We start from the raw sequence: 22,878 nt of genomic DNA on the forward strand, positions 1-22,878 counted from the left end.
TTGTACAACGTCCAATTAAGTTGTACAGTGTCCATTATGACGAACTTCGCAGAACGTGAGCAGTACGTCGGCACCGCCGCCGGGGTGCCCTATCTGATCCTGCCGCCGGCCTCGGGCCGGACGGAGGCGCCGATCGTGGTCGGCTGGCACCTGTTCGATGCGCCGCGGACCGAGTCCGCCTTCGCGGCGGCGATGCCGTTGGACGGACTGGATGCCTGGCGGATCTATCTCGGGCTGCCGCTGTGCGGAGCCAGGAAGCCGGCCGGCGGTGACGAGGAGGTGATGCGGCTCGGTATGGAGGACGCGGTCCGCAATCTGTACGGGCCCGTCCAGGACCAGGCCGTCGCCGAGTTCGAGCCCGCGGTCGCGGCGATCAAGGCCGAGCACGGGTTGACCGGTGATCGACTCGGGCTGTTCGGCGGGTCGGCCGGTGCTGCCGCAGCGCTCGGCGTCCTGGCCGCCACCCGGCTCCCGGTTGCGGCCGCGGTCGTGGTCAGCCCGCTGACCCAGCTGCGGCCGCTGGTCGCGGCCAACGGCCGGCTGTACGGCATCGTCTATCCCTGGGATGCCGGCTCGGAAGCGATCGCGGACAAGATCGACTTCGTCGCGCGGGCTCCCGAACTGGCTCGGGCCGGTGCTCCGCTGCGGCTACTGGTCGGCGAACTCGACGACGCCGAGGCGATCCATGTCCCCGCCTTCGCCGTACGCGACGCGCTGGCCGGTGCCGGGGTCGAGGCCGAGGTCACCGTGGTGCCGAACATGCCGCACATGTTGGTCGATCCGCCGGGAGACGAGCCGGCGCCGCAGACCGACCATGCCGCCGCTGCCGATCGCCTGGCGGTCGAGTGGTTCGCCGGCCGCCTGTGACCGGGGCGTCGATCACCGATTAACCGATGAATCGCCCGGTGCCTGACCGGTCGGACGGAGTGCGCCACTAGGCTCGAGCCATGGTCGAGCGACACGTGACGTTGAAGGACGTCGCCAAGCGGGCGGGTGTGTCGACGGCGGTCGTGTCGGCGGCGATCTCCGGCAACGCGACGACCATCCGGATGAGCGAGGCGACGCGCCTCCGGGTGGAGCGGGCGGTCGCCGAGACCGGCTACCGGGTCAACCACGCGGCGAAGTCACTCAGGATGTCGCGGTCCGGCATCATCGCCGCCGTCGTGCCCAAGATCGCGAACCCGGTCTTCGAGTACGCCATCCGTGGCATCCAGGCCGCGGCGGAGGAGGCGGGTGACGTGCTGATGCTGACCGATGCACTCTGGATCAAGCACGGCAGTCACCTGATGCAACGGATGGTCGGCACCCGGATGGTGGACGGGTTCCTGGTCCGGTCGCCACAGCTCGGCTCCGAGACGATCGAGGAGCTGACCAGTCGCACGATCCCGTACGTGATCCTGCAGACTCCCGCCGAGGATGATCAGCGGACCAGCGTCTGGGTCGATGATCATGCCGGGATCGCCCTGGCGACCGAACATCTGCTCCGGCTGGGCCATCGCCGGATCGCCCTGATCGGCGGCCCGGACCAGGCCTCCTACGGCGGTCCTCGCGTCGCCGGCTATCTCGACACGCTGCGATCGGCCGGCTTGAGGCCGGATCCGCGGCTGGTCCACCGGTCCGGCTTCGACCCGCACGTCGTCGCCCAGTCGGCGATGGCGGTGCTGACCGGGCCCGAGCCGCCGACGGCGATGATCATCGACAACGTGATCGCTGCGCCCGGGGCTCTGGCGGCGATCGTCGATCTGGGGCTGCGGGTGCCGGAGGATCTCTCGGTCGTGGCCTATCAGGATCTGCCGATTGCCGGTGTCCTCCGGCCGGCACCGACGACGATCCGGATGCCGGTCTACGAAGCTGGTGTCCGGGGCTACCGGGCTCTCCGCCAGTTGATCGACGGGAAGCGGGCCAGGTCGGCCCTCGTGAAGAGCCCACGCCCGAAGTTGATCGACCGCGGATCCACGGCCCCGCCCGCCTCCTGACCTCAGTTCGACCCGATCAGGATCCGATTGCGGTCTTGATTACTCGATTAATCCGTGTCACTCTAATCCGGACGTTGCTGATCGATGCCCCGTCGGGGGCGAACTGGGGTAGTTCTGCCGATGGTTCATGTCGTGGTGGTCTCTGGATGGCAGACCGTGAATATCGGGGATGTCGCGCACAGCCCCGGGGTGTTGGAGGCGTTCCGGCGGTTCGCACCGGGCGTTCGGCTCACCCTGTGGGCGCGCAACATCGACGACGGGGTACGGCAGCTGCTGGCCCGCTACTACCCGGAGGTGGCGCTGGTCGAAGAGCGGGTCGGCGACGACGGGTCGATCACTCCGGCGCTGGAGCGGCTGTTCGGCGAGGCGGACCTGCTGGTGCACGGTTCCGGCCCGTCGCTGGTCGGCAAGATCGAGACCGCGGCCTGGCGCGCGCACACCCACAAGCCGTACGGGTTCTTCGGGGTCACCGTCGACCCGCTGCGGCCCTACGACGGGACCCTGGAACGGTCGGCGGCCATGATCGACGCCATCGCCGGCGACCTGCTGGGCCCACTGGACCGGGAGTTGCTGACCGACGCCGCGTTCGTCTACTGCCGGGACTCGCTGACCCGGAGATTCCTGCAGGGACAGGGAATCGGGGTGGCCGAGCTCGAGTTCGGCGCGGACGGCACGGTGATCTTCGACGTCGTCGACGATGATCACGGAGCCCCGGTGCTGGCCGAGTACGGGCTGGTCGAGGGTCAGTTCCTGTGCGCGGTGCCGCGGCTGCGGTACACGCCGTATTACAAGATTCGCGGCTTCGCCCCGCGGGCCGAGGACTGGCGCAAGGAGGCCTACAACGCCGGCTACGCGGAGTCCGACCTGGACGTGCTGCGGCAGTCGATCATCAGCTGGGTCCGGGCCACCGACCTGCCGGCGTTGATCGTGCCCGAGATGTCGTACGCGGTCGAGCTGGCCGAGACCCGGCTGGCCGGGACCTTCCCGGCCGACGTGCGCGACCGGGTGCACGTGCTGCCCCGGTTCTGGGACCTGGCCGAGGCCGCCGCGGTCTATCGCCGGGCCGCCGCCGTGGTCAGCATGGAGTGCCACTCGCCGTTGATCGCACTGGCCGAGGGCGTTCCGTCGCTCTACCTGCGTCAGCCGACGGACACGATCAAGGGCCAGATGTATCACGACCTCGGGCTGTCCGAGTCGATCATCGAGTTGACCGACGCCGCGGCGGGGGAGGCGGTCGAGCGGGTGGCCAAGATCGCCTCCGATCTTCCGGCCGCGCGGGACGCCATGGCCCGCTCGCGGATCGCGGCCTACGAAGGCCTGCGGCACCACGTCGAGTTCGCGGTCGGCCGGGTTACGGCCCTTCGACAGGCTCAGGGCACGGAGGGGCAGGCTCAGGGCACGGAGGGGCAGGCTCAGGGCACGGAGGGGCAGGCTCGGGGCACGGGTGCTGCGGGGGAGCGGGGCGCTGACGCACCGTGATCGACGTCCAGTCCCGCCCCGCACCGTCGCGGGCGGCACCGTCTCCGAAGACCTCCCCTGGTCTTCGGCAGCGCCTGGCCGTTCGCTGGCGACGGGATCGGGTGTTGCTGCTGCTGGCGGTGCCGGGCGTCGTGGTGCTGCTGATGTTCCACTACCTGCCGCTGCTCGGCAACGTGATCGCGTTCCAGGATTACCAGCCGTTCCTCGGCATCGGCAACAGCCCGTTCGTCGGGTTCGAGAACTTCGCGGTGATCATCAACGGAGACCCGGAGTTCCTCAACGCGCTGGCCAACACGTTGATCATCACGCTGATCCAGGTCGTGTTCGTCTTCCCGCTGCCGATCGCGTTCGCGCTGATCTTGAATTCGCTGCTCAGTGAACGGCTGAAGCGGCTGACCCAGTCGGTGCTCTACCTGCCGCACTTCCTGTCCTGGGTGATCGTGGTGGCGCTGTTCCAGCAGATGCTCGGCAACGGCGGCATGCTGAACACCTGGCTGCGCAGCGCCGACTTCGAGACGTTGCAGATCATCGGGGTGCCGGAGCTGTTCAAGCTGATGATCACGTCGCAGGTGATCTGGAAGGACACCGGCTGGTCGACGATCATCTTCCTGGCCGCGCTGTCCCGGGTCGATCTCAACCTGTACGAGGCGGCGGCGATCGACCGGGCCGGCGCCTGGCGGCAGATGTGGCATGTCACGCTGCCGGCGATCCGGCCGGTGATCGTCCTGCTGCTGATCCTCCGGCTCGGTGACGCGCTGAGCGTCGGCTTCGAGCAGATCATCCTGCAGCAGGGACCGGTCGGCATCCAGGCCAGCGAGGTGCTGGACACCTACGTCTACAACAACGGCATCATCGGCGGCGACTGGGGCGTCTCGGCGGCCGTCGGCCTGGTCAAGGGAGTGGTCGGCGTGATCCTGGTGCTCGGCGCCAACAAGGTGGCCCATGCGCTGGGCGAGCGAGGGGTGTACTCGAAATGAGCAACTGGCGAGACACCCGGCCGGTCTGGATGGGCCGTCCCTCGATCCTGGCCCGGGCCGGCCGGGGGATCGTGCTCGGCCTCGCCTGCCTGGCGGTGATCGTGCCGTTCGTCGCGGTGATCATGACCAGCATCGCGTCCCAGCGGGAGGTGAGCGCCGCCGGCGGGTTCGTCCTGTTCACCACGGATCCGACACTGGCCGCCTACCGGGCGGTGCTGTCCGGCGGCGTGGTCACCCGCGCCCTATTCGTGTCGATCGGCGTCACGGTGGTCGGGACCATCCTGTCGGTGGTCTGCACGATCATGCTCGCGTACGCGCTGTCGAGGCCGGGAACGCTGCTGCACAAGCCGATTCTGCTGCTGACCCTGTTCACGCTGCTGTTCAGCCCGGGCATGATCCCGATGTATCTGATCGTCCGGCAGCTCGGCCTGATCGACAATCTTGCCGCGCTGATCCTGCCCGTGCTGATCAACGCGTTCAACGTGATCGTCATGCGGTCGTTCTTCCTCGAACTGCCCGGCGAACTGATCGAATCGGCCAAGATCGACGGCGCCGGCGAGCTGCGCATCCTCACCACGATCGTGGTGCCGCTGTCCAAGGCGGTGATCGCCGTGGTCGGCCTGTTCTACGCGGTGGCGTACTGGAACGCGTTCTTCTCGGCGCTGCTCTACCTGCCGTCGCCGGAGAAGTGGCCGCTGCAACTGGTGCTGCGCACGTTCGTCGTCAACCAGACCCCGCTCGGCACCGACGAACTCGCCGTCGGGGCCGAGACGATGCCGCCGCAGACCTCGATCCAGATGGCGATCCTGGTGATCTCCATCGTCCCGATCCTGATCGTCTATCCGTTCATCCAGAAGCACTTCAGCAAGGGCCTGCTGATCGGCGCCGTGAAGGGATAGCAGCGCCCGACTCTCTTCAATGACGAAAGGAAACACCATGGAGACACTGACTCGGCGGAGTCTGATCATGGGCGCCTCAGCGGCCGCCGTGATCGGCGGCGCCGCGACTCTGACCGGCTGCGGCACCTCGGGCGGCGAGAACACCGACGCCCGGCGCGTCGGCGACGGCGAGTTGCCGACGTTCGCCGAGGCCGCCGGCGTTAAGCCCGACCTGCCCAGCGGCTACCCGGGCGGCATGCACGGGTTCTTCAGCTACCCGGCCGAACCAACGGCTCCGGTGGAGCCGCCGCTGTCGGGCGGCAAGATCACGGCGCTGACGTACACCTTCGATCCGGTCGCCCCCGGCCTGGCCGAGAATCCCCTGTGGCAGAAGGTGAATCAGGGTCTCGGCGCCGAACTGGACATCACCTACGCACCGTCGGCCGATTACCGGCAGCGGTTCGCCACCACGATCGCCGGCGGCGACCTGCCCGACCTGGTGACGATCTACGGTTCGGTGCAGCAGTTGCCGGGGCTGCTCAGGTCACAGTTCACCGACCTCAGCGAGCATCTGGCCGGCGATGCGATCAAGGACTACCCGAACCTCGCCGGGCTCGCCACCGAGTCCTGGCGGGAGACCGTGATCGAGGGGTCGATCTGGGGCATCCCGATCGCGCGGCCGCCGATCGGCGGCGCGATGTTCGTCCGCAAGGACCTCCTGGACCAGCAGGGGCTCGCCGTACAGCCGAAGGACTTCGCGGAGTTCAAGGAACTGCTGATCGCCCTGACCGACGAGCGCAACTCGCGCTGGGCGTGCGGCGATCCGGCCGGCGTGCTCGGCCTGATCACCTCGATGCTCGGCATCCCGTCGCTGTGGATCGAGGAGGGCGGGAAGTTCACCGCCAACATCGAGACCGAACAGTACGCGAAGGCGCTGGCCGACGCACGCGGCCTGGTCGAGGCCGGGGTCTTCCATCCGGACGGGATGACCGCGACGAACAACCAGCGCAACGACTGGTTCACCGCCGGCCGCACCCCGCTGGTGCAGGGCGGATTCGTCGGCTACAGCAAGTACGAGATGTGGGGCGCCGAGGTGCCGGGCTTCGAGCTGGCGACCATGCTCCCCGTCGGGTACGACAGCTCGACCGAGCCGGTGCACAACCGCGGCACCGTGATGCAGGCGATGACGGTGATCAAGAAGTCCGATCCGGCCCGGGTCAAGGAGCTGCTGAAGGCGCTGGACTGGCTGGCCTCGCCGTTCGGCTCGTCGGAATACCTGACCCGGAAGTTCGGCATCGAGGGCGAGACGTATGTGCTCGAGGGGACGGACCCGATCTTGAACTCGCGGGGTCAGAACCTCAAGCTCGTGCCGTTCGGCTACATCTCCGACGGTCCGCAGGTGATCTACGACCCGGGCCAGCGGCGGATCGCGGAGGCGCGTTTCGCCTACCAGGAGAAGGCGCTGGCGATGACCCTGCCGGATCCGACGATCGGCCTCTACTCGGAGACCGAGGCGACCAAGACCGCCCAGATCGGCAAGGCGCTCGAAGATCACCGCACGGAGATCCTGATCGGCCGGAAGCCCTTGGACAGCTGGACCGAGGCCGTGTCCAGCTGGCGCAAGGCCGGCGGCGACCAGATCCGCGAGGACTACCAGACCGCGTTCGCGGCCAAGTGACCTGATCCGAACCTGATCTTCATCGACGAGGAGTTCCCATGACCCTGCCTGCCCGGAGACGGAAGCGGCTCGTGATCACCGGCCTGGTGCTCGCCGTCCTGCTGCCCATGATCATCGGTGGTGCGCCGAAGGCGGCCGCCGAACCACCACAGCTGCATCCGCCGGACGACATCGTCGCCGGGCTGCGGCCCGGCCACCCACGGCTGATGGTCGACGCCGCCGGGCTGGCCCGGATCGAGCAGCAGGTCACGGGCTCCGAACTGGCGGCCGGCTTGCAGCAGCAGTTGATCACCGAGGCCGACCGGATGGTCACGCTGCCGGTGTCGGTCTACGAGTTCCCGGACGGCCGGACGCTGCTGCAGGTGGCCCGCGAGGTGCAGCGGCGATCGGTGTTCCTGTCGCTGACGTACCGGCTGACCGGTGACGAACGCTACGCGGCCCGGGCCTACCAGGAGCTCGCGGCCGTCGCGGAGTTCCCGGACTGGAACCCGGAGAGCTGGCTCTCGGTCGCCGAGCTGCTGTACGCGTACGCCGTCGGTTACGACTGGCTCTACGAGTATCTGGGCGATGATCAACGCGCCGTACTGCGCAACGCCATGATCGAGTTCGGGCTGAACGAGGCCAAGATCGCCTACGACACGTCGAACTCCTGGACCCGGTCGACGACCAACTGGAACATCGTCTGCAACAGCGGCGTGATCATGGCTGCGCTGGCCATCGGCGACGAGGTCCCCGAGTTGGCCAATGAGCTGCTGCACCGAGCGTACGACTCGCTGCCGGTCGCGCTGGCCGAATACGGGCCGGACGGCGGCTATCCGGAAGGCACCACCTACTGGGGTTATGCGACCCGGTTGCTGGTCTCGGCGCTCTCCTCGTTGGAGACGTCGATCGGTGACGACTACGGCATCTCCGATGCGCCCGGACTCGATGTGACGGTGGACTTCGGCATGCAGCTGACCGGCTCGAGCGGGCAGCTGTTCAACTACGCCGACTCGTTGACCCAGGTCAGGACCCGGGGCGGCTCGGCGTCGACCTACTGGCTGGCCCATCGTTACAACCAACCCGGCTACGCCTGGTGGGCCGATGAGGGCGCCTCCCGAGTCCTGCCCAGCGCACTGCCGCCGCTGCATCTGATGTGGCTGGGCATGATCGATCCCGAGGATCCTGGAGCCTCCGGATTGCCACTGGACAAGGTGTTCCAGCGTGCCCACGTGCAGACGATGCGTAGCGGTTGGGATCCGGGCGCGACGTTCGTCGGCTTCCGAAGCGGCGACAACGCCGCGAACCACGGTGATCTTGACATGGGCACGTTCGTCCTCGATGCCCTCGGGGTGCGATGGGCGACGGAGCTCGGCCGGGACGACTACGGCCTGCCCGGCTACTTCGACACCGGTCAGGACGGGCTGCGCTGGACGTACTACCGCAAACGTGCCGAGGGGCAGAACACGCTGGTCCTGAATCCCGGGACGGCACCCGACCAGGCCCTCGGGGCCACCGGGAGGGTCGTCCGTACCGATGGGAATGCGGGGACGGCGTTCTCGGTCGCGGACCTGTCCGAGGCGTACGCCGATCGTGGCGTGATCAGGTGGCGGCGCGGCATCGCCATGGTCGACGGGCGATCACGCGTCGTGGTTCAGGACGAGGCGGCCGGCAGGGCTCGGATCACGCCGTACTGGTTCATGCACACATCCGCGGCGATCACCCTCGCCGCGGACGGCAGGACCGCGAAGCTGACCCTGAACGGCCGGCAACTGCAGGCCCGGCTGCTCGACGGACCGGCCGGCGCCAAGTTCTCGATCATGGACGCGAAGCCGCTGCCGACCTCGCCGAACCCGTCCGGCCAGAACCCGAACGCCGGCACCCGCAAGCTCGTGGTGACCGCCGACCCGGCGCGTCACTTCCGCCTGTCGGTGCTGCTGGAACCACTGCCGACCGGGCAGCCGGCCGATCCGCCGGCGGTGACACCGCTGGGCGGCTGGAACCTGCAATCGCTCGGCCCCCAGCCGAAGCCGTAGATCCTCCACGACTCGGGGAAACAGGAAGCATTTCCACCAAAGAAAGGGATGGCCATGACGCAGATCTCGGCCCCTGGTCGACTTGCTCGAAGGACGATGGTTCTCACCGCGGCGGTAATCCTGAGCGCCTCGGTGGCTGTCGCTGCAGTGACGAATCCACTACCCGCCGGTGCGGCAGAGCCGGTCCGCAGTTACGCGGCGGGCATCGCGGGGGAGACCTGGACGATCGAAGATCCCGAGGACTGCAGTGCGGAGATCGGCGCTGGCGGCAACCTCAGGGAGGGCGAGGACTTCTTTCAGGGCAAGTGTCAGGGAGCGGGGGAAGCACCCCGGATCACCGGGACCTCGGAGGCGCGGGCCTTGACGTTCCGCACCGACAAGGACTTCAGGTACCCGGGCGCCATCATCGAAGACCCCGCCAAGAACACCTGGCAGGACGCTGCCGGAAACACCCTCCGGGACCGCTCGGAACTGGCAACGGGATGGGACCTGCCGTTCCACACCGACGTGTGGGTCGGGTTCGACGTTCGCATCCCTGCGGGCGTCGATGACGTGACGGGTAGCGGGGCGTACGTGCTGCAGCTATGGCAGTGCACCGCGAACCCGATCGGCGGCGTGCGCATCCAGTCCGGCGCCGGCAACGGGCACAACCTCCAGTTCGTACGCCGTGGCGAGGAGCCGGGCATGGAATTGGAGTACAACAAGGCGATGGCGACCAAGAGCGTCGGGACCGACGAGTGGCACTCCTTCGTGATCAAGTACAACGTCGAGCCCTATCACGAGGGCGCGCCCAAGGGGCGTATCGCGGTCTGGCACAGGAGAGTGGGAGCGACCACCGTCGAGACGAAGCTCTTCGAGCGGGAGGAGTACTTCGGCTACGCGACGCGCTCCAGATGCACGGGCGAGTTCAGGAACGAGTTCAAGATCAAGTTCGGCCTGTACAAGGACTACCAGCCGGGCGCGACGTTCCGCTCCGACTTCCGGGACCTGAGGATCGGCGCCAGCAAGGCGGCGGTGCAGCCCTACAACCGCGGTTGAGCTCGTGCGCTATCCTGTGATTCGGCGCTGGAGGGCGCCGCCGGGTCCGCGGGCAGGGGACAGCCCACCTCCGATCTTCGCGAAGCCGTGCCAGTTGATCACAGCTTCCTTGGCCCTGTTCGCGGACCGCAGGTCCGGAGAGGAAGAGCCCATGATCATCCGGGCAGCGGCAGAGTTGGGTGCCGCCAATCACCAGAGTTTCTTCGCCGCCAGAGCGGAGGCCGCCGGCGGTATGGTGCAGCACCGCTACGGAGGCACCGTGGCGGTGACGCCCAACGGCGAGGCGATGGTCCTGTTCCCGACCGTGCCGGTCGATGCGGCCGCGGAATGCGTGGCCGAGCAGCTGGCGTTGTTCGAGCGGCACCGGCCGCTGTCGGAGATCGGCTGGTGGTCCCTGGATGCCGCGGGCCTTCCGGCGTTGGGGGCGGTGCTGGCCGAGCGTGGATTCGACTGGGGCTGGCGACCGAACTGGATGATGCTCGACGTCGCCCGCCTGGTTGTTGATCATGCGCGTCCGGCGGGCCTGACGGTGGTCGAGCTGAAAGATCGTTGGTGGCGGTACGAGGCGCGCCTCGACGACGTCACCGTGGGTCGGGCGATCCTGCACCTGTGCGAGGTCGACGGTGAGCCCGTCGGCGGGCTCTACGACATGGAGGTCGACGCTGGTCAACGTCGTCGCGGCATCGGCACCGCTCTGGCCGAGGCGGTCGGTGAACGGGCTCGTGATCTTGGTTGCCGGTCGGTGTTGTTGAACGCCACCGGGCCGGGCGAGCCGGTGTATCGCCGGGTCGGTTTCGACAAGCTGGGCGAGCAGGGGCAGACCTGGTGGTTGCCGGGCGACCGGTTCGATCAGCGCGTCGGTTGACCTCGCCCCAGGGGCCGGCCGCAGACTCGGCGTGTGGACGATGCGTATCTGCTGGCCGGCCGCTTCGGCACCGAGGCCCGGCTGTCGCCGAAGGCGCTCCGGCTGTACGCCGAGCTGGGCTTGCTGGTGCCGACCGAGGTGGACCCGGCGACCGGGTACCGCTACTACCACCGCGACCAGCTCGACCGGGCCCGGCTGATCGGCCGGCTGCGCGGCCTCGACCTGCCTTTGGCCAGGATCGCAACGCTGGTCGACCTGACCCCGGCGGCGCTGGAGATCGAGCTGCGGGCCTGGCTCAAGTCTCGCCATGATCAACTCGGCCGGCAGGCGCAGCAGATCGATGCGATCGTCCGCGGACCGGCCCAGCTGCCGGAACTGATCGCCGCCGTAACCGTGCGGCAGGCGCCGGCGACCACGCTGCTCTGCCGGCAGCGGATGGTGTCGACGGCGGAGCTGGACACGTTCATCGCCGAGTCCGAGGCGGAGCTGCGGGCCGGGTTGCGCGGCGCCGGCCTACCCGGCGACGGCCCGATCCGGGTCTACTTCCACGAAATGGTCACGCCGGACAGCGACGGCCTGGTGGAGGTCGCGCTCGGCTACACCGGCCCGCTCGATCCGTTGCCGGGATTGCGGATCCGGCTGTCGCCGGCCCAGACCGAAGCGGTGCTGCCGGCGCCGAAGGCGTACGAGGACTATCCGCTGGTGCTGCACCTCTACGACGCGCTGGAGGCCTGGATCGCCGACCGTCCCGGTGCCTGCCTCAGCGACACCTGCTTCGAGGTCCATCCGGGCAGCGACGCCCGGTTCGACGTCGTCTACCCGGTCCGGCTGCCCAACCATAGTGAGGATCCCTCATGATCACGACCGCCGTCGGCCTGCCCTACATCGGGTCCGGGCCCTACTGCTATGCCAACTCGTTCGCCATGATCATGGGCGAGCACGCCCCCTCGACCGCGGTGATCGAAACGCTGTCCGGCGGACCGTTCGGAATGCAGCTGATCGGCGGCCGACTGCCCTTCTTCGACCCGTACGGCTGGGATCCGGCGCTCGGCTTCGACAACCTGCTCGACGCCCTGGGCTGGACCGCGACCGAGACCTCCGGCGGCGACGAGGACGAGGCCGAGGCGCGGCTCCGGGCTGCCGCCGCCGACGGGCCGGTCTGGGTCGGGCCGGTCGAGATGGGCTATCTGGCGCACCAGCCGGAGATGCGCGGCCCGATCGAGGCGGACCACTTCGTCGTCGTGCTGGAGGTTGGGCCGGACCTGGTCACGATGCACGATCCGCACGGCTTCCCGTACGCGACGCTGCCGGTGCGCGACTTCCTCACCGCCTGGCGGGCCGACACGCTGCCGTACGGAAAGCCGTACACGTTGCGCTCCGGCTTCCGCCGCGAGACCGAGGTCACCGAGATCGAGGCGCTGCGGCGCGGGATCGGCGCGGCGACGGCCTGGCTTGACCTCGATCCGGCCCGGGAGGTGCCGCCCGGGACGCTCGGCAACGGCGACGCGGCGCTCGCCCTGGCCGACCTGTGGGAGGCCGGCCTGGACGACGGCCTGCGCGGTCACCTCGCCTACTTCGCGGTACGGGTCGGAGCGCGCCGGCTGGACGACGCGGCGACCTGCCTGGCCCGGATCGGCCTCGACGAGGCGTCGGCCGTGTTGCGGGATCAGTCCCGGCTGGTCGGATCGCTGCAATATCCGGTCGTCACGAGGGACGACCCGGCCGTGGCGCGCGGGCTGCGGGCGCTCGCGCCGACCTACGACAAGCTCCGGGCGGCGCTGGGCTGACCATCACCGTGGCGGGCTGATCACGTGTTACGCTACACTTGTGTAGCGAAAGGGTGATGAGCATGATCGTCCGGCCCGGATGACTGGCCGGCCACGCAGCGGCGCGGCCGACGAAGCGATCTTGGAAGCGGCTCTGGAGTCGTTGATCGAGCGAGGGATCGAGGCCACCACCATCGATCAGGTGGCCCGAGACGCCGGCGTCGCTCGGACGACGGTCTATCGGCGCTACCCGGACAAGAACCAGCTGCTCATCGCCGCGATCAAGCACGGTCATGATCAATTGCCGCTCCCTCCGGCGCCCGCGGAACCGACGATCGAAGACGTGATCAACGCCCTCGCGATCGCGCTGGCCGATCCGCGGGGTCGCCGACTGATCCGGCGGAATGCGTACTCGCTGCGCGATCATCCCGATCTTGAACGGTCCTATCGTGCGGCGAGTATTCAGGCTCGGGAGGACGCGATCCTCGATGCCCTGACCCGTGCTCACCGGGCCGGTCGGTTCCCGCCGGACTCCGATCCCGTCATGATCCAGACCCTGCTGTTGGCCTCGATCACGTTCCACCTGTTCAACTACGACGACCAACGCACCGAGTCCGAGATCCGCGACTATTTCACAGCAGTTCTCAAGCATCTCGGGTACCGGAACAAGGCTTCGAAGGGGAGCCGACGATGACCACCGAAACCATGATCAGTAACAACCAGGACACCGATACGGTGATCCGCGTCCGCGGCCTGGTGAAGTCCTACGGGACGGTGCGGGCGCTCGATTCGCTCGACCTCAGCGTGCGCCGGGGCGAGGTGCACGGTTTTCTCGGGCCCAACGGAGCTGGCAAGACCACCACGATGAAGGTGCTGCTCGGGCTGGTTCGGGCCGACGGGGGCAGCGTCGAGCTGCTCGGCGGCGATCCCTGGCGAGACGCCGTTTCGCTGCATCGGCGGATCGCGTACGTGCCCGGAGATGTTGATCTTTGGCCGACGCTGACCGGCGGCGAGGCGATCGACCTGCTCGGCCGGATGCGCGGCGGCCTGAACGAGGCTCGGCGGGCCGACCTGATCGAGCAGTTCGATCTTGATCCGGGCAAGAAGGGCCGTACCTACTCCAAGGGCAACCGGCAGAAGGTCGCCCTGATCGCGGCGCTCGCCACGGACGCAGAACTGCTCGTGCTCGACGAACCCACCTCGGGTCTCGACCCACTGATGGAGGTGGTGTTCCAGTCGGCGATCGCCGACGCCAAGCTGCGCGGCTGCACCGTGCTGCTGTCCAGCCACATCCTGGCCGAGGTGGAACGGCTGTCCGATCGGATCAGTATCATCCGGGCCGGACAGACCGTGCAGACCGGCTCGCTGGACGAGTTGCGGCACCTGACCCGGACCCACATCGACGCCCGGACAGCGAATCCAGTCACCGGCCTGGAGAGCGTCGAAGGAGTGGCGGACCTCGAATTCGATCATGACCGGGTGGAGTTCAGCGTGGCCAGCGATCGGCTCGACGCGGCGCTGAAACACCTCGGCCGCTTCGACATCTGCGCGTTGACCAGCCAGCCGCCGACCCTCGAAGAGATCATGCTGCGGCACTACCGGAGGGCCGGTGATGAGTGACACAGTGGCCGTACGGGCTTGGGGCTCGGTGCCGGCAAGCGAGAGTTCGCTGACCGGAACAGCTTTGCTGCTGCGCCTCGCCCTGCGCCGGGACCGGATCAAGATCGTCGTCTGGCCGGCGGGAATCGCTCTCTTCGTCGTGTTGTTCGCCAACAACCTGCGGACGATGGCGAGTCAGGGGAGACTGTCGGAGTTGACGGCGCAGATGTCGGACGCGATGGGCATGCTGCAGTTCTTCGTCGGTCCGGCCTTCGGCCTGGATCAGGGACGCATCGAACTCTTCTTCCTGATGTACACCCAGGAGTTCCTGCTCGCCGCCGCGTTGATGAATCTTCTGTTGATCATTCGGCACACCCGTGGCGAGGAGGAACACGGCCGGACCGAGCTGGTCCGCTCGGCGGTGATCGGCCGGCACGCTCCGTTGACGGCGGCGATGATCACTGCGCTGATCACCAACGCCCTGACGGTGGTCTTGGTCACCGGCACGACGCTGGCCATCGGCTTCGCTGCCAGCGACGCCGTGCTGTTCGGTGTCGGCGTCGGTCTGACCGGGATGATCTTCGCTGGAGTGACCGCGATCAGTTGCCAACTCACCGAGGGTGGCAGGGCGGCCGGCGCCCTGGTCGGGCTCCTACTGGCCGTCGCGTTCATGGTGCGGGGCGTGGGATCGGTGATCGACAACGACGGCTGGCTGGTCTGGCTGTCGCCGTTCTCGTGGGCGCCGATGACACGGGTCATGGTGGAGCCGAGGATCTGGCCGCTGGCGATCCCGATCGTGGTCGCCGCCTGCTGCTTCGCCGTCGGGTATGTGCTGTCCGCTCGCCGCGACGTCGGGGCCGGGCTGCTGCCTACCCGGGCGGGTCGGGTGCGCGCGGCAGGCTGGCTGCGGTCATCCCTGGCGCTGGCGTACCGGCTGCAGCGGGGCAGCCTTGGCTGGTGGCTGCTCTCGATGACCGTGCTGGCGGTGATCTGGGGCGCTCTCGTCAACTCCGTTCAACTGGGCATGATCGAGGGCCTGGACGGAGACATCGTGGCCGGCTACCTCAGCCTGATGGGCGTGACCCAGGTGCTGGTCGTCGGTGGGTACGTCGTGATCATGCTGTACCGGCTGAAGACGGAGGAGACCAGCGGGCGGCTCGAAGCGGTGTTGTCCACGTCGACCGGACGGGTCGCCTGGCTCGGCTCCTGGACGCTGGTCACCGGTCTCGGCGTCGGCCTGCAGTTGATCATGATCGGCGCGGGGATCGGGCTCGGCGGCGCGGCGACGACTGGAAATGGCGTCTGGCTGGGCGTGATGCTCGGCGCGGTGACATCCCGGATGCCCGAACTGCTGGTCCTGCTGGCAATCGGCGCACTGCTGTACGGGCTGGCGCCGCGGCTGCTCTGGCTGACCTGGCTCGTGCTCGGGTACGGAGTCGTCATCCGGTTCTTCGGCCAGGGGTTGCCCGGCTGGCTGATCGCGGCATCGCCCTTCCAACACCTGGCGCGGATTCCGGTGGAAGGGTTCACCGCGACGCCGGTGGCCGTCCTGTTGGCGCTGGCCGCGGTCGGCTTCGGGATCGGGCAAGGGGCGTTCCGCCGGCGCAGTCTTTGATGGTCCGACCGGGTAGCCTGTCGCCATGACTACGGCGGGGGAGACACCATGAGCGGGGGCACGCTGCCGCTCGTCTTCTCCGCGCCCCGACGCGGAAAGCCGCCGCGGCACTGGGCCGACCTGACTGCGGCCGAGCGGCGGGAGGCGGTCGAGGCCCTCGGCCACCGCGCGTTCCGGGCCCGCCAGCTTTCCGCCCACTACTTCGCCGGCCTGCGTACTGACCCGGCCGAATGGACCGACCTGCCGGCCGAGGTCCGCGACGAACTCGCCACGACCTTCATGCCGCCGCTGCTGAACCGGGTCCACGAACTGACCTGCGACGACGGTGCGACGGTGAAGTCGCTGTGGCGGCTGCACGACGGCGCGACCGTCGAGAGCGTCCTGATGCGCTATCCGGACCGGGCCACCATGTGCGTGTCCAGCCAGGCCGGCTGCGGCATGGCCTGCCCGTTCTGCGCGACCGGGCAGGGCGGGCTGCAACGCAACATGAGCACCGCCGAGATCGTCGAACAGGTCGTCGACGGCGCCCGGCGGCTGGGCCGCGGCGAGATCGCCGGCGGACCCGGCCGGATCTCCAACGTCGTGTTCATGGGCATGGGCGAGCCGATGGCCAACTACAAGGCCGTCATCGGCGCGGTCCGGCAGCTCGTCACCCCGGCGCCGGACGGTCTCGGCATGAGCGCCCGCGGCATCACCGTCTCCACCGTCGGCCTGGTGCCGCGGATCCAGCAGCTGGCCACCGAGGGCCTGCCGGTCACTCTGGCCATCTCACTGCACGCCCCGGACGACGAGCTGCGCGACGAGCTGGTCCCGGTGAACACCCGCTGGAACGTCGACGAGGTCGTCGACGCTGCCTGGGAGTACGCCAAGATCACCAAGCGCCGGGTCTCGATCGAGTACATCTTGATCAAGGACATCAATGATCAAGCTCACCGCGCCGATCTGCTGGCCAAGGTGCTGCGGCGCGGCAACTGGGGCTGGGTCCACGTCAACCTGATCCCGCTCAACCCAACTAAAGGTGCGACCAAGTGGCAGCCTTCCGACTTGGCCGACCAGGAGGAGTTCGTTCGGCGCCTGGAGCACCGAGGCGTTCCGGTCACCGTACGTGACACACGTGGCCGGGAGATCGATGCTGCCTGCGGACAACTCGCGGCCAGCGAGCGCGCATAGCCGGGACCTCAGCTCGCGCGAGCTTCACCAACTGACAAGGGCGGGTCGCCGTTGCCCTTCCAGGCCCACCGCAACGTCGCGGCGGCTCCCTCGATGATCAGCCGGCGCGGGTCGTCGGTTCCCTGCACTCGAATCGACGCCCTCTCTGCTGCCTGAAACTCGCGTTCGAGCAACTCTTCGTGCGCGCGGCGCCGGGTCCGCGTTATCGGTGCGAAAGCGGGACTGGGACGGCCGTTGAAGACGACGGTTGCACAGGCGATCCACCTGCACATCAGGGTCACGCCGGTCGCGTACTCGTCAGTCTTGCCAAGTTGCTCGGCCGCCCGCCAGACCTCCGCAAAGGTGACGCGCGGCACCCGGAGATTCCCGGTAGGGATCCCTTCGATGTCCTCCGCGCGAATGTCCATGCCTTCAACCATCGCACGGACGTATGACAGTTCCTAGCCCCAATTGGCGCAGGAACCATTTCTCCGCGGTCAGTCGAGTGTCGTACGCGGGTGCAACACTTGTTGATCCGAGCCAATTTACCGAGCGGGAGGACTTGGCAGATGAGCAATCGGCGCAAGCGGAAGCAGTCGCAGTTTCGGCGGATGGTGGGTACTCCGACGATGAACCTGGGCAGAGATGCCACCGGCCGGCCGGTGCTGCCCGACGGCGTGGGGACGGATCAGGCTGAGATCGAGCGCATCGCGAACGACACCCACACGAACGCTCGGGCGATCTTTTCGACGCACCCGGCGATCGGGCTGGGTAGCCCTGTCACGCTGGCGAGGAACATTCAGGCTGTCGGTCCGACGTTCGTGCCCGATCCCACCGCCGAGGCGCTGCCGGTCGTGCTCTTCGAGCCGGAGAAGGCGCTGATGATGTCGGATCCGCTGAACGGCGAGACGAGTGAGGTCCAGGTCGCCGGCATTTGCCGGCAGGGCTTCACGCGCTGGCCGCCCGTGGCGACGATGCTCAAGGGCGCACCAGGTTGGTCGGTGCGACGGGTCGGCAAGACGCTTGAGCTGCGGGACGAGCAGGACGGGTTATGGGCGGTCGCGGAACTGACTCCGGATCCTGAGTGGATCTCAGCGGCCGTCAGCCAGCGCTACGTGACGGTCGTCTACGGGCCCAAGATCGGAGTTCGGACGCCACCTTCGTCAACCGGCTACAGCGAATCTGACCGGAAAGCGGAACTCGCCGAGTCGCGGAAATTCGGCATGGTCGCGACTGCGATCGTCGAGTGGCGCGGCTGAGCCGGGTCTTGAAATGCGCGAAGGCCGGGTCCCGTCGTCCGGCGGGGGTTCCGACCTCACGGCTTCCCAACTGTCAGCGTCAGCGGGCTTACGCGCAAGCCTACACAGCCGGGCGACTCGACTCACCCTGGAGACGCGCCGCGGGTGCGTCCGGGCGATCGACTGGGTTCCGATGCGAGACTCGCTGTCATGACTGGTATCGATGATGCGCAAGCGCGACATGGTAACTATCGTGCCGACTGCGACCGGCTGCGGGCGATCTGGGAGAAGACGATCGCGGGGCGCGGCGGGCCGTTGCCTGGGGCGATTCTTGATCCGATCCGGACTCCCACCGGATGGTGCGGTCAGGTCCAGTTGAGACCAGGTCAGCATTCCACGCGGAGTGTTATTGACGCCTCGTCATCAATCGCAGCGGCGTTCGGTCTGCCGCGAGGCTCGATCGTCGTCGAGGGTGGTGTTGATGAGACGGCGGATACCGCGTTCATCTGGGCCTACGATGCGCCTTCGCAAGCTGACTATCACGAGCACCGACCAATGCGAATTCCGGACCACTCGATCGGCAAGACGAAAGACATCCATAGAAGTCATGTGCGGGGTTGGGCCTCCGACTACCGCGGCGCCTGGCAGGCCCTACTCGCCAACCGTGGACAGGGCAAGATCATTGACGACGTGGTGCACCGGCTCCTACGACTGCGGGCGGGGTTGATCGATCTGCTGCCCGACAGTGCGCCGGATGCGATGCGGGACCTGTTGGTCGAACAGGGCGTCACGGCGGAATCACTTCCACGCGATCTTGTCGAGTTGTGCGGTCTTTCCTACGACAGGGATCGGCGATGAAGGAGACCAGGCAGCAGAGGCGAGCGCGGGAGCGCGCCGAAGCCAAAGCAGCACGGTCGTCGCCGACGAACTTGGCGCTGCCATCCACGTTGGGCGTTGCCGCCTCCGCCGATCCTACGAGTGCACCCGGAACCAGTAGCCACAGCTCCTCGGCGACAAAGGTCATGGAGGTTCGGCTTTACGGCACCTACTTCAGCGGCGACGACCTGGATGAGTACGAGGATCCCTACGTGGCATGGTCGGCCGAGTGGGCCTGGAGGGACAACAGCGTCGGCACTGAGGACGGTAGCAACGACATTGCAGAACTTGTTTCGATCGTGCTGTCAAGCATAAGGAAGATGGCAAGGGGTCGAACCGTTGAACTTGACTGGGAAGTCAACGAAATCGACGGGCTCCGGCCCGGTGCCGTAGACAAGGAGTTGGCTGCCGCCGGGGTCACCTTGCCGACTCACGTCTAGCTTGTGCCGTGTCGCAGACCGAGGTGTGCCCAGGCCTCTCCGAGAATCGAGGTTGTGACCACGTCTGAGCCGGAACCGAAGCCGCGTCCTCGGACGATCGTCTACGTTGACGGGTTCAACCTGTACTACCGGCTCCGGAAGACTCCGTTCAAATGGCTGGATCTCGGCGCCATGTTCCGCGGCTTGCTGCACGACCACGACATCGTCGGCATCCGCTACTGCACAGCTCGGGTGAAGGAACTGCCGGACAACCCTGGGGTGGCGGCGCGGCAGGAGGCCTACCTAGCTGCACTGCGGTCCGTGCCGGGACTGTCGATTCACTACGGAAAGTTCCGGGCAGATAAGAAGTACGCCCGGCTGGTCAACCCGCCGCCACCGCCGGACCCCCCGACCGTGCTGGTGCACAAGTTTGAGGAGAAGGGCAGTGACGTCAACCTGGCGACACTGATGCTGGTCGACGCCTTCGACCAGGCCTGCGACGCGTCGGTCCTGGTGAGCAACGACTCCGATTTAGTCCTGCCGTTGTCGCTTCTCGGGAGTCGGTTCGGGCAGACGATCGGTCTCGTGAACCCATGGGATGCACCGCCGAACCGGGAGTTGCTCGCCACCCGTCCGACGATCATTCGTCGGATCCGAGACGGTTTGCTCGCTGCGTCACAGTTCGATAGCCCGCTGATCGTCGGCAACCGCACACTGCACCGGCCGGCAGCGTGGCCAGCGCCGCCGAGGCCTGTGGGTACCTAAGAAAGCAGAAACCCCGCCGTAGCGGGGTTTCGCGGCCAACTGCTCAAGTCAGCTGGTGGGTTATGGCCCCAGAGTAGCAGCTACGTCGTAATTCAGACGACAGACGGCCAGCGGACCGTCACGACAACAGCATCTGTCACGGCCTGCCACGAGTGGTCTGTGCCGGCGCCCCACAGCACGTAGTCCCCTTGCCGCTCAAGCGTCACGCTGTCGCCGGGGAGGTCGAGTCGAAACGTGCCGCTGACAAGGAGCAGCAGCGTGGTGCGCTTCTCGCCGGTGGTCCACTCTGGGCGCGACTGGCCGGCCGGATGCACACCCCACTTAACTTCCAGGTCACCAGTGGCGCGCATGGAGCCTGCGGGCTCCATGAAGTGGCCGAGCAACCAGCCGCGGGTTGCGGTCTCGTCGTTGGCATTGCCGGTGTGCCAGTCAGCGGTCATCAGATCTCCTCTGAGATGTTGGGAATTGCCGTGCGGTCGCCTCCTACCTCCGACAGGCGGAGGAGCCCGCGGAGTAGAGCGAACAAGCCTTCGTTGCTCCATCGATCGTCCTGGATCAGGTGGAGCAGCGCAGCCGTGTCACGCGCCGAGTACTGCTGCAGGTGATTGGCTTCCCAGTTGGCCAGCACGTCTCCACCGAACGAGCCCCACCAGTGTTCATCATGGATTGCGGTCAGTGCAGCGAATTCGTAGTTTCCAGTCAGTAGATTCACGCCGAAGCCCGTGCACTCCATCTGCCAGATTGCCGGGTCTTGATGCTCCATCAGCCACCGCATCGGTTCCGACAGCCGGCTCGGGTGGATCGGATCCGCCACGCCCTGACCGCCGAGCTCGAGGTCATCCCTGCCTAGGAGTTCCTCCTCAAGCTCGCGTTGGAGAGTCATAGACAGGTGCGCGTCGTCGGCGTAGTTAACGAGGGGCTGATGAAAGGCCTTCGGGATGACGGCCAGTTGCCCATTGGCATTGACGACCTGACCGGAGCGTTCCTGGATGAGAAGCACATAGTCTGCCGGCCAACCGGTCCGGCTCGCGGGGCGGGCCGCAGCGAACAATGAGAGCACTCCGCCGGCGGGCCTGCGGCTTCCGAGATCTAGAGCGCTCAGAGGGGTGGGCAGGTACCGAGACCTCAGCGGCAAGCTGGACCAGTCTGCGCGGTCACTAACCAATCCGTCGACGAGCTCGGTCGCGATCAGATCGGTGGTGAGTGCGTACTCGCGGAACTGACCAAGTTGAAACGTGCCTGAGATGCCAGCGGTGCGGTCGATCGTCACGCCAGTGAGCGCGTAAAGCTGGGCATCGAAGAATCGTGATCCAGTTGCCACGATCTCGGCGACCCGGTTGCTTGCAGCAGCATGCGCGGCATCGTCCAGATGGACCGGTCTGATGGGCGAACGATCAAGGTCGAATTGATCTTGGCCAGAACCCAATGGAACCGGGCCGGCGACCCAATCAGGCTGCACCAACATCGTCGTACGGATCGGGCCCGACGCCGTGCTCGCCTGGTACAAGCTCGCGTTCTCCGCTGCCGTCGGATACAGGCCGGCTACTGCATCCGCTAGTGCCGACCTTCCGACTTTGCTGCGCTGTCGCTTGATCCGACGGGAGGTGCGTGGGTCAAGCTCTGCGAGACGTGATGCAACCAGCGCCTCGGTTGTTCCATCAGGTAGCTCCGCCGCCTCATCCAGCCAGTCGATCGCGTTGATCAGATCCTGGTCAACGTGATCGAGCACCCCCGGCTCGGACGGAAGTGCCGTCGGATCAGGGGGAAGTAGTTGGGCGAAGCGCGCTCGCTCATCCTCATCCGCGTCGCGATGAGCGGTGTCAAGAATCTGCTGCATCACCGGCACGGGAACTACTGCGGGTTTGGCATGCCAATTCGCAACCGTGCGAACGGCGATCCCTAGCCGTGCCGCGAACGCTTCGTTGCTGAGCCGGAATGCGCGCTGTAGCGCGGTAGCTTCCTGACCTGTCCAGGTGTCGATGACCCGCATGTTCAGCTCCCGCATTTCATCCCCGCTGCACGTTCAGTGCACTACCGATGCATGGTTCGCCTCGCCCCACCAGTATTCACTGGTTTCCATGGAACCAAGGGGATCGGCAGGACACAGGGCTCGCGGCCAGCTCGTGTGGTCAACGGAGTTCATCGAGTTTCAACTCCAAGGCCTCGACGCGGGCGGCAAGCAGTGCAATCTCCTTGCGGAGCGAGGAGATGTCATTTTCAGCAGCATCGTTCGTCGCCGCGGGAATCACGTACACGCCCCTGGTTCCATGCGATCGAACGAGGCCTTCTCGTTGGAGTTCATCGACGGCCTTCTGTGCCGTCGGGATCGCGACGCCGTAGGTCCGAGCAAGTGCCCGGCCGGCCGGGAGCTTCGCGCCTGGTGGGAGTTCGCCGGAGCTGATCGCAGCTCGCAGTGCGTCGGCGATCTGCAGGTACGGCGGCTGGGGGGCCCCTGCGTCGATGGTCATAGGAAGACCGTAGCCGCTCACTGACGAGTTGACCTATGTCAACGAGCCGGAACTGTTGTAAAGACTGATGACCATGG

General features: G+C 67.1%; 23 protein-coding genes. 19 read left to right on the forward strand and 4 right to left on the reverse strand.

Features of this window, described 5'->3' with window-relative positions:
- The first annotated feature begins 36 nt into the window (after positions 1-36).
- From BKA15_RS27460 to rlmN, 15 genes are all read left to right on the forward strand, one after another.
- Entirely contained in the window at positions 37-867 is an 831-nt protein-coding gene (locus BKA15_RS27460) for a prolyl oligopeptidase family serine peptidase (RefSeq protein ID WP_179756359.1), read from the forward strand.
- Between the two features lie 80 nt (positions 868-947).
- The gene (locus BKA15_RS27465) at positions 948-1,976 is read left to right on the forward strand and encodes a LacI family DNA-binding transcriptional regulator (RefSeq protein WP_179756361.1); all 1,029 of its coding nucleotides are present in this window, start codon (positions 948-950) and stop codon (positions 1,974-1,976) included.
- A 132-nt stretch (positions 1,977-2,108) separates the two neighbouring features.
- The gene (locus tag BKA15_RS27470; RefSeq protein ID WP_179756363.1) at positions 2,109-3,455 is read left to right on the forward strand and encodes a polysaccharide pyruvyl transferase family protein; all 1,347 of its coding nucleotides are present in this window, start codon (positions 2,109-2,111) and stop codon (positions 3,453-3,455) included.
- A 101-nt stretch (positions 3,456-3,556) separates the two neighbouring features.
- Positions 3,557-4,432 carry an ABC transporter permease gene (locus tag BKA15_RS27475; protein ID WP_312879432.1) on the forward strand — a complete coding sequence of 292 codons (876 nt, stop codon included), beginning with the start codon at positions 3,557-3,559 and terminating at the stop codon, positions 4,430-4,432.
- Complete coding sequence (locus BKA15_RS27480) at positions 4,429-5,331, forward strand: carbohydrate ABC transporter permease (protein WP_179756365.1); 903 nt, start codon at positions 4,429-4,431, stop codon at positions 5,329-5,331. The genes BKA15_RS27475 and BKA15_RS27480 overlap by 4 nt, the downstream gene beginning before the upstream one ends.
- A gap of 37 nt (positions 5,332-5,368) precedes the next feature.
- The gene (locus BKA15_RS27485) at positions 5,369-6,988 is read left to right on the forward strand and encodes an extracellular solute-binding protein (RefSeq protein WP_179756367.1); all 1,620 of its coding nucleotides are present in this window, start codon (positions 5,369-5,371) and stop codon (positions 6,986-6,988) included.
- A 38-nt stretch (positions 6,989-7,026) separates the two neighbouring features.
- On the forward strand, positions 7,027-9,003 hold the full coding sequence (locus BKA15_RS27490; protein ID WP_179756369.1) for a heparinase II/III domain-containing protein: 1,977 nt from the start codon (positions 7,027-7,029) through the stop codon (positions 9,001-9,003).
- Between the two features lie 54 nt (positions 9,004-9,057).
- Entirely contained in the window at positions 9,058-10,041 is a 984-nt protein-coding gene (locus BKA15_RS27495) for a heparin lyase I family protein (protein ID WP_179756371.1), read from the forward strand.
- A gap of 151 nt (positions 10,042-10,192) precedes the next feature.
- Positions 10,193-10,906 (forward strand): GNAT family N-acetyltransferase, encoded by a 714-nt coding sequence (locus tag BKA15_RS27500; protein WP_179756373.1) that lies wholly within the window; start codon positions 10,193-10,195, stop codon positions 10,904-10,906.
- Between the two features lie 33 nt (positions 10,907-10,939).
- Positions 10,940-11,764: a MerR family transcriptional regulator gene (locus BKA15_RS27505; RefSeq protein WP_179756375.1), complete on the forward strand. Its 825-nt coding sequence runs from the start codon at positions 10,940-10,942 to the stop codon at positions 11,762-11,764.
- Positions 11,761-12,693 carry a YobF C-terminal domain-containing protein gene (locus BKA15_RS27510; protein WP_179756377.1) on the forward strand — a complete coding sequence of 311 codons (933 nt, stop codon included), beginning with the start codon at positions 11,761-11,763 and terminating at the stop codon, positions 12,691-12,693. The genes BKA15_RS27505 and BKA15_RS27510 overlap by 4 nt, the downstream gene beginning before the upstream one ends.
- A 79-nt stretch (positions 12,694-12,772) precedes the next feature.
- The gene (locus BKA15_RS27515) at positions 12,773-13,366 is read left to right on the forward strand and encodes a TetR/AcrR family transcriptional regulator (RefSeq protein ID WP_179756379.1); all 594 of its coding nucleotides are present in this window, start codon (positions 12,773-12,775) and stop codon (positions 13,364-13,366) included.
- On the forward strand, positions 13,363-14,292 hold the full coding sequence (locus tag BKA15_RS27520) for an ABC transporter ATP-binding protein (protein ID WP_246322436.1): 930 nt from the start codon (positions 13,363-13,365) through the stop codon (positions 14,290-14,292). The genes BKA15_RS27515 and BKA15_RS27520 overlap by 4 nt, the downstream gene beginning before the upstream one ends.
- Positions 14,285-15,886 carry an ABC transporter permease gene (locus tag BKA15_RS27525; protein WP_179756381.1) on the forward strand — a complete coding sequence of 534 codons (1,602 nt, stop codon included), beginning with the start codon at positions 14,285-14,287 and terminating at the stop codon, positions 15,884-15,886. The genes BKA15_RS27520 and BKA15_RS27525 overlap by 8 nt, the downstream gene beginning before the upstream one ends.
- Positions 15,887-15,934: 48 nt before the next feature.
- The gene (gene rlmN / locus BKA15_RS27530) at positions 15,935-17,056 is read left to right on the forward strand and encodes a dual-specificity RNA methyltransferase RlmN (protein ID WP_179756383.1); all 1,122 of its coding nucleotides are present in this window, start codon (positions 15,935-15,937) and stop codon (positions 17,054-17,056) included.
- A gap of 8 nt (positions 17,057-17,064) precedes the next feature.
- On the opposite strand, the gene BKA15_RS27535 is transcribed toward rlmN, so the two are convergent.
- Positions 17,065-17,463: a hypothetical protein gene (locus BKA15_RS27535; RefSeq protein ID WP_179756385.1), complete on the reverse strand. Its 399-nt coding sequence runs from the start codon at positions 17,461-17,463 to the stop codon at positions 17,065-17,067.
- A gap of 141 nt (positions 17,464-17,604) precedes the next feature.
- Between BKA15_RS27535 and BKA15_RS27540 the strand changes: the two genes are divergently transcribed.
- From BKA15_RS27540 to BKA15_RS27555, 4 genes are all read left to right on the forward strand, one after another.
- A complete protein-coding gene (locus BKA15_RS27540) occupies positions 17,605-18,294 on the forward strand; it encodes a hypothetical protein (protein WP_179756387.1) in 690 nt (229 codons plus the stop codon).
- A gap of 189 nt (positions 18,295-18,483) precedes the next feature.
- Positions 18,484-19,131 carry a hypothetical protein gene (locus BKA15_RS27545; protein WP_179756389.1) on the forward strand — a complete coding sequence of 216 codons (648 nt, stop codon included), beginning with the start codon at positions 18,484-18,486 and terminating at the stop codon, positions 19,129-19,131.
- Complete coding sequence (locus tag BKA15_RS27550) at positions 19,128-19,589, forward strand: hypothetical protein (protein ID WP_179756391.1); 462 nt, start codon at positions 19,128-19,130, stop codon at positions 19,587-19,589. The genes BKA15_RS27545 and BKA15_RS27550 overlap by 4 nt, the downstream gene beginning before the upstream one ends.
- A gap of 54 nt (positions 19,590-19,643) precedes the next feature.
- A complete protein-coding gene (locus tag BKA15_RS27555; protein ID WP_179756393.1) occupies positions 19,644-20,333 on the forward strand; it encodes an NYN domain-containing protein in 690 nt (229 codons plus the stop codon).
- 92 nt (positions 20,334-20,425) lie between these two features.
- On the opposite strand, the gene BKA15_RS27560 is transcribed toward BKA15_RS27555, so the two are convergent.
- From BKA15_RS27560 to BKA15_RS27570, 3 genes are all read right to left on the reverse strand, one after another.
- Complete coding sequence (locus tag BKA15_RS27560; protein ID WP_179756395.1) at positions 20,426-20,773, reverse strand: signal peptidase I; 348 nt, start codon at positions 20,771-20,773, stop codon at positions 20,426-20,428.
- Positions 20,773-22,323 (reverse strand): hypothetical protein, encoded by a 1,551-nt coding sequence (locus BKA15_RS27565; protein WP_179756397.1) that lies wholly within the window; start codon positions 22,321-22,323, stop codon positions 20,773-20,775. The genes BKA15_RS27560 and BKA15_RS27565 overlap by 1 nt, the downstream gene beginning before the upstream one ends.
- A gap of 139 nt (positions 22,324-22,462) precedes the next feature.
- Positions 22,463-22,801, reverse strand: a complete 339-nt coding sequence (locus BKA15_RS27570; RefSeq protein ID WP_179756399.1) for a GntR family transcriptional regulator — start codon at positions 22,799-22,801, stop codon at positions 22,463-22,465.
- Positions 22,802-22,878 lie beyond the last annotated feature (77 nt).

The sequence above is a fragment of the Microlunatus parietis genome, assembly GCF_013407955.1.
GTDB lineage: Bacteria > Actinomycetota > Actinomycetes > Propionibacteriales > Propionibacteriaceae > Microlunatus > Microlunatus parietis.

What these genes read in the sequence shown, in the direction of transcription:
- BKA15_RS27460 (WP_179756359.1), top strand. Translation starts at nt 37, where the DNA reads ATGACGAACTTCGCAGAACGTGAGCAGTACGTCGGCACCGCCGCCGGG.
- BKA15_RS27465 (WP_179756361.1), top strand. Translation starts at nt 948, where the DNA reads ATGGTCGAGCGACACGTGACGTTGAAGGACGTCGCCAAGCGGGCGGGT.
- BKA15_RS27480 (WP_179756365.1), top strand. Translation starts at nt 4,429, where the DNA reads ATGAGCAACTGGCGAGACACCCGGCCGGTCTGGATGGGCCGTCCCTCG.
- BKA15_RS27485 (WP_179756367.1), top strand. Translation starts at nt 5,369, where the DNA reads ATGGAGACACTGACTCGGCGGAGTCTGATCATGGGCGCCTCAGCGGCC.
- BKA15_RS27490 (WP_179756369.1), top strand. Translation starts at nt 7,027, where the DNA reads ATGACCCTGCCTGCCCGGAGACGGAAGCGGCTCGTGATCACCGGCCTG.
- BKA15_RS27495 (WP_179756371.1), top strand. Translation starts at nt 9,058, where the DNA reads ATGACGCAGATCTCGGCCCCTGGTCGACTTGCTCGAAGGACGATGGTT.
- BKA15_RS27500 (WP_179756373.1), top strand. Translation starts at nt 10,193, where the DNA reads ATGATCATCCGGGCAGCGGCAGAGTTGGGTGCCGCCAATCACCAGAGT.
- BKA15_RS27510 (WP_179756377.1), top strand. Translation starts at nt 11,761, where the DNA reads ATGATCACGACCGCCGTCGGCCTGCCCTACATCGGGTCCGGGCCCTAC.
- BKA15_RS27515 (WP_179756379.1), top strand. Translation starts at nt 12,773, where the DNA reads ATGACTGGCCGGCCACGCAGCGGCGCGGCCGACGAAGCGATCTTGGAA.
- BKA15_RS27520 (WP_246322436.1), top strand. Translation starts at nt 13,363, where the DNA reads ATGACCACCGAAACCATGATCAGTAACAACCAGGACACCGATACGGTG.
- BKA15_RS27525 (WP_179756381.1), top strand. Translation starts at nt 14,285, where the DNA reads ATGAGTGACACAGTGGCCGTACGGGCTTGGGGCTCGGTGCCGGCAAGC.
- rlmN (WP_179756383.1), top strand. Translation starts at nt 15,935, where the DNA reads ATGAGCGGGGGCACGCTGCCGCTCGTCTTCTCCGCGCCCCGACGCGGA.
- BKA15_RS27535 (WP_179756385.1), bottom strand. Translation starts at nt 17,463, where the DNA reads ATGGACATTCGCGCGGAGGACATCGAAGGGATCCCTACCGGGAATCTC.
- BKA15_RS27540 (WP_179756387.1), top strand. Translation starts at nt 17,605, where the DNA reads ATGAGCAATCGGCGCAAGCGGAAGCAGTCGCAGTTTCGGCGGATGGTG.
- BKA15_RS27545 (WP_179756389.1), top strand. Translation starts at nt 18,484, where the DNA reads ATGACTGGTATCGATGATGCGCAAGCGCGACATGGTAACTATCGTGCC.
- BKA15_RS27550 (WP_179756391.1), top strand. Translation starts at nt 19,128, where the DNA reads ATGAAGGAGACCAGGCAGCAGAGGCGAGCGCGGGAGCGCGCCGAAGCC.
- BKA15_RS27560 (WP_179756395.1), bottom strand. Translation starts at nt 20,773, where the DNA reads ATGACCGCTGACTGGCACACCGGCAATGCCAACGACGAGACCGCAACC.
- BKA15_RS27565 (WP_179756397.1), bottom strand. Translation starts at nt 22,323, where the DNA reads ATGCGGGTCATCGACACCTGGACAGGTCAGGAAGCTACCGCGCTACAG.
- BKA15_RS27570 (WP_179756399.1), bottom strand. Translation starts at nt 22,801, where the DNA reads ATGACCATCGACGCAGGGGCCCCCCAGCCGCCGTACCTGCAGATCGCC.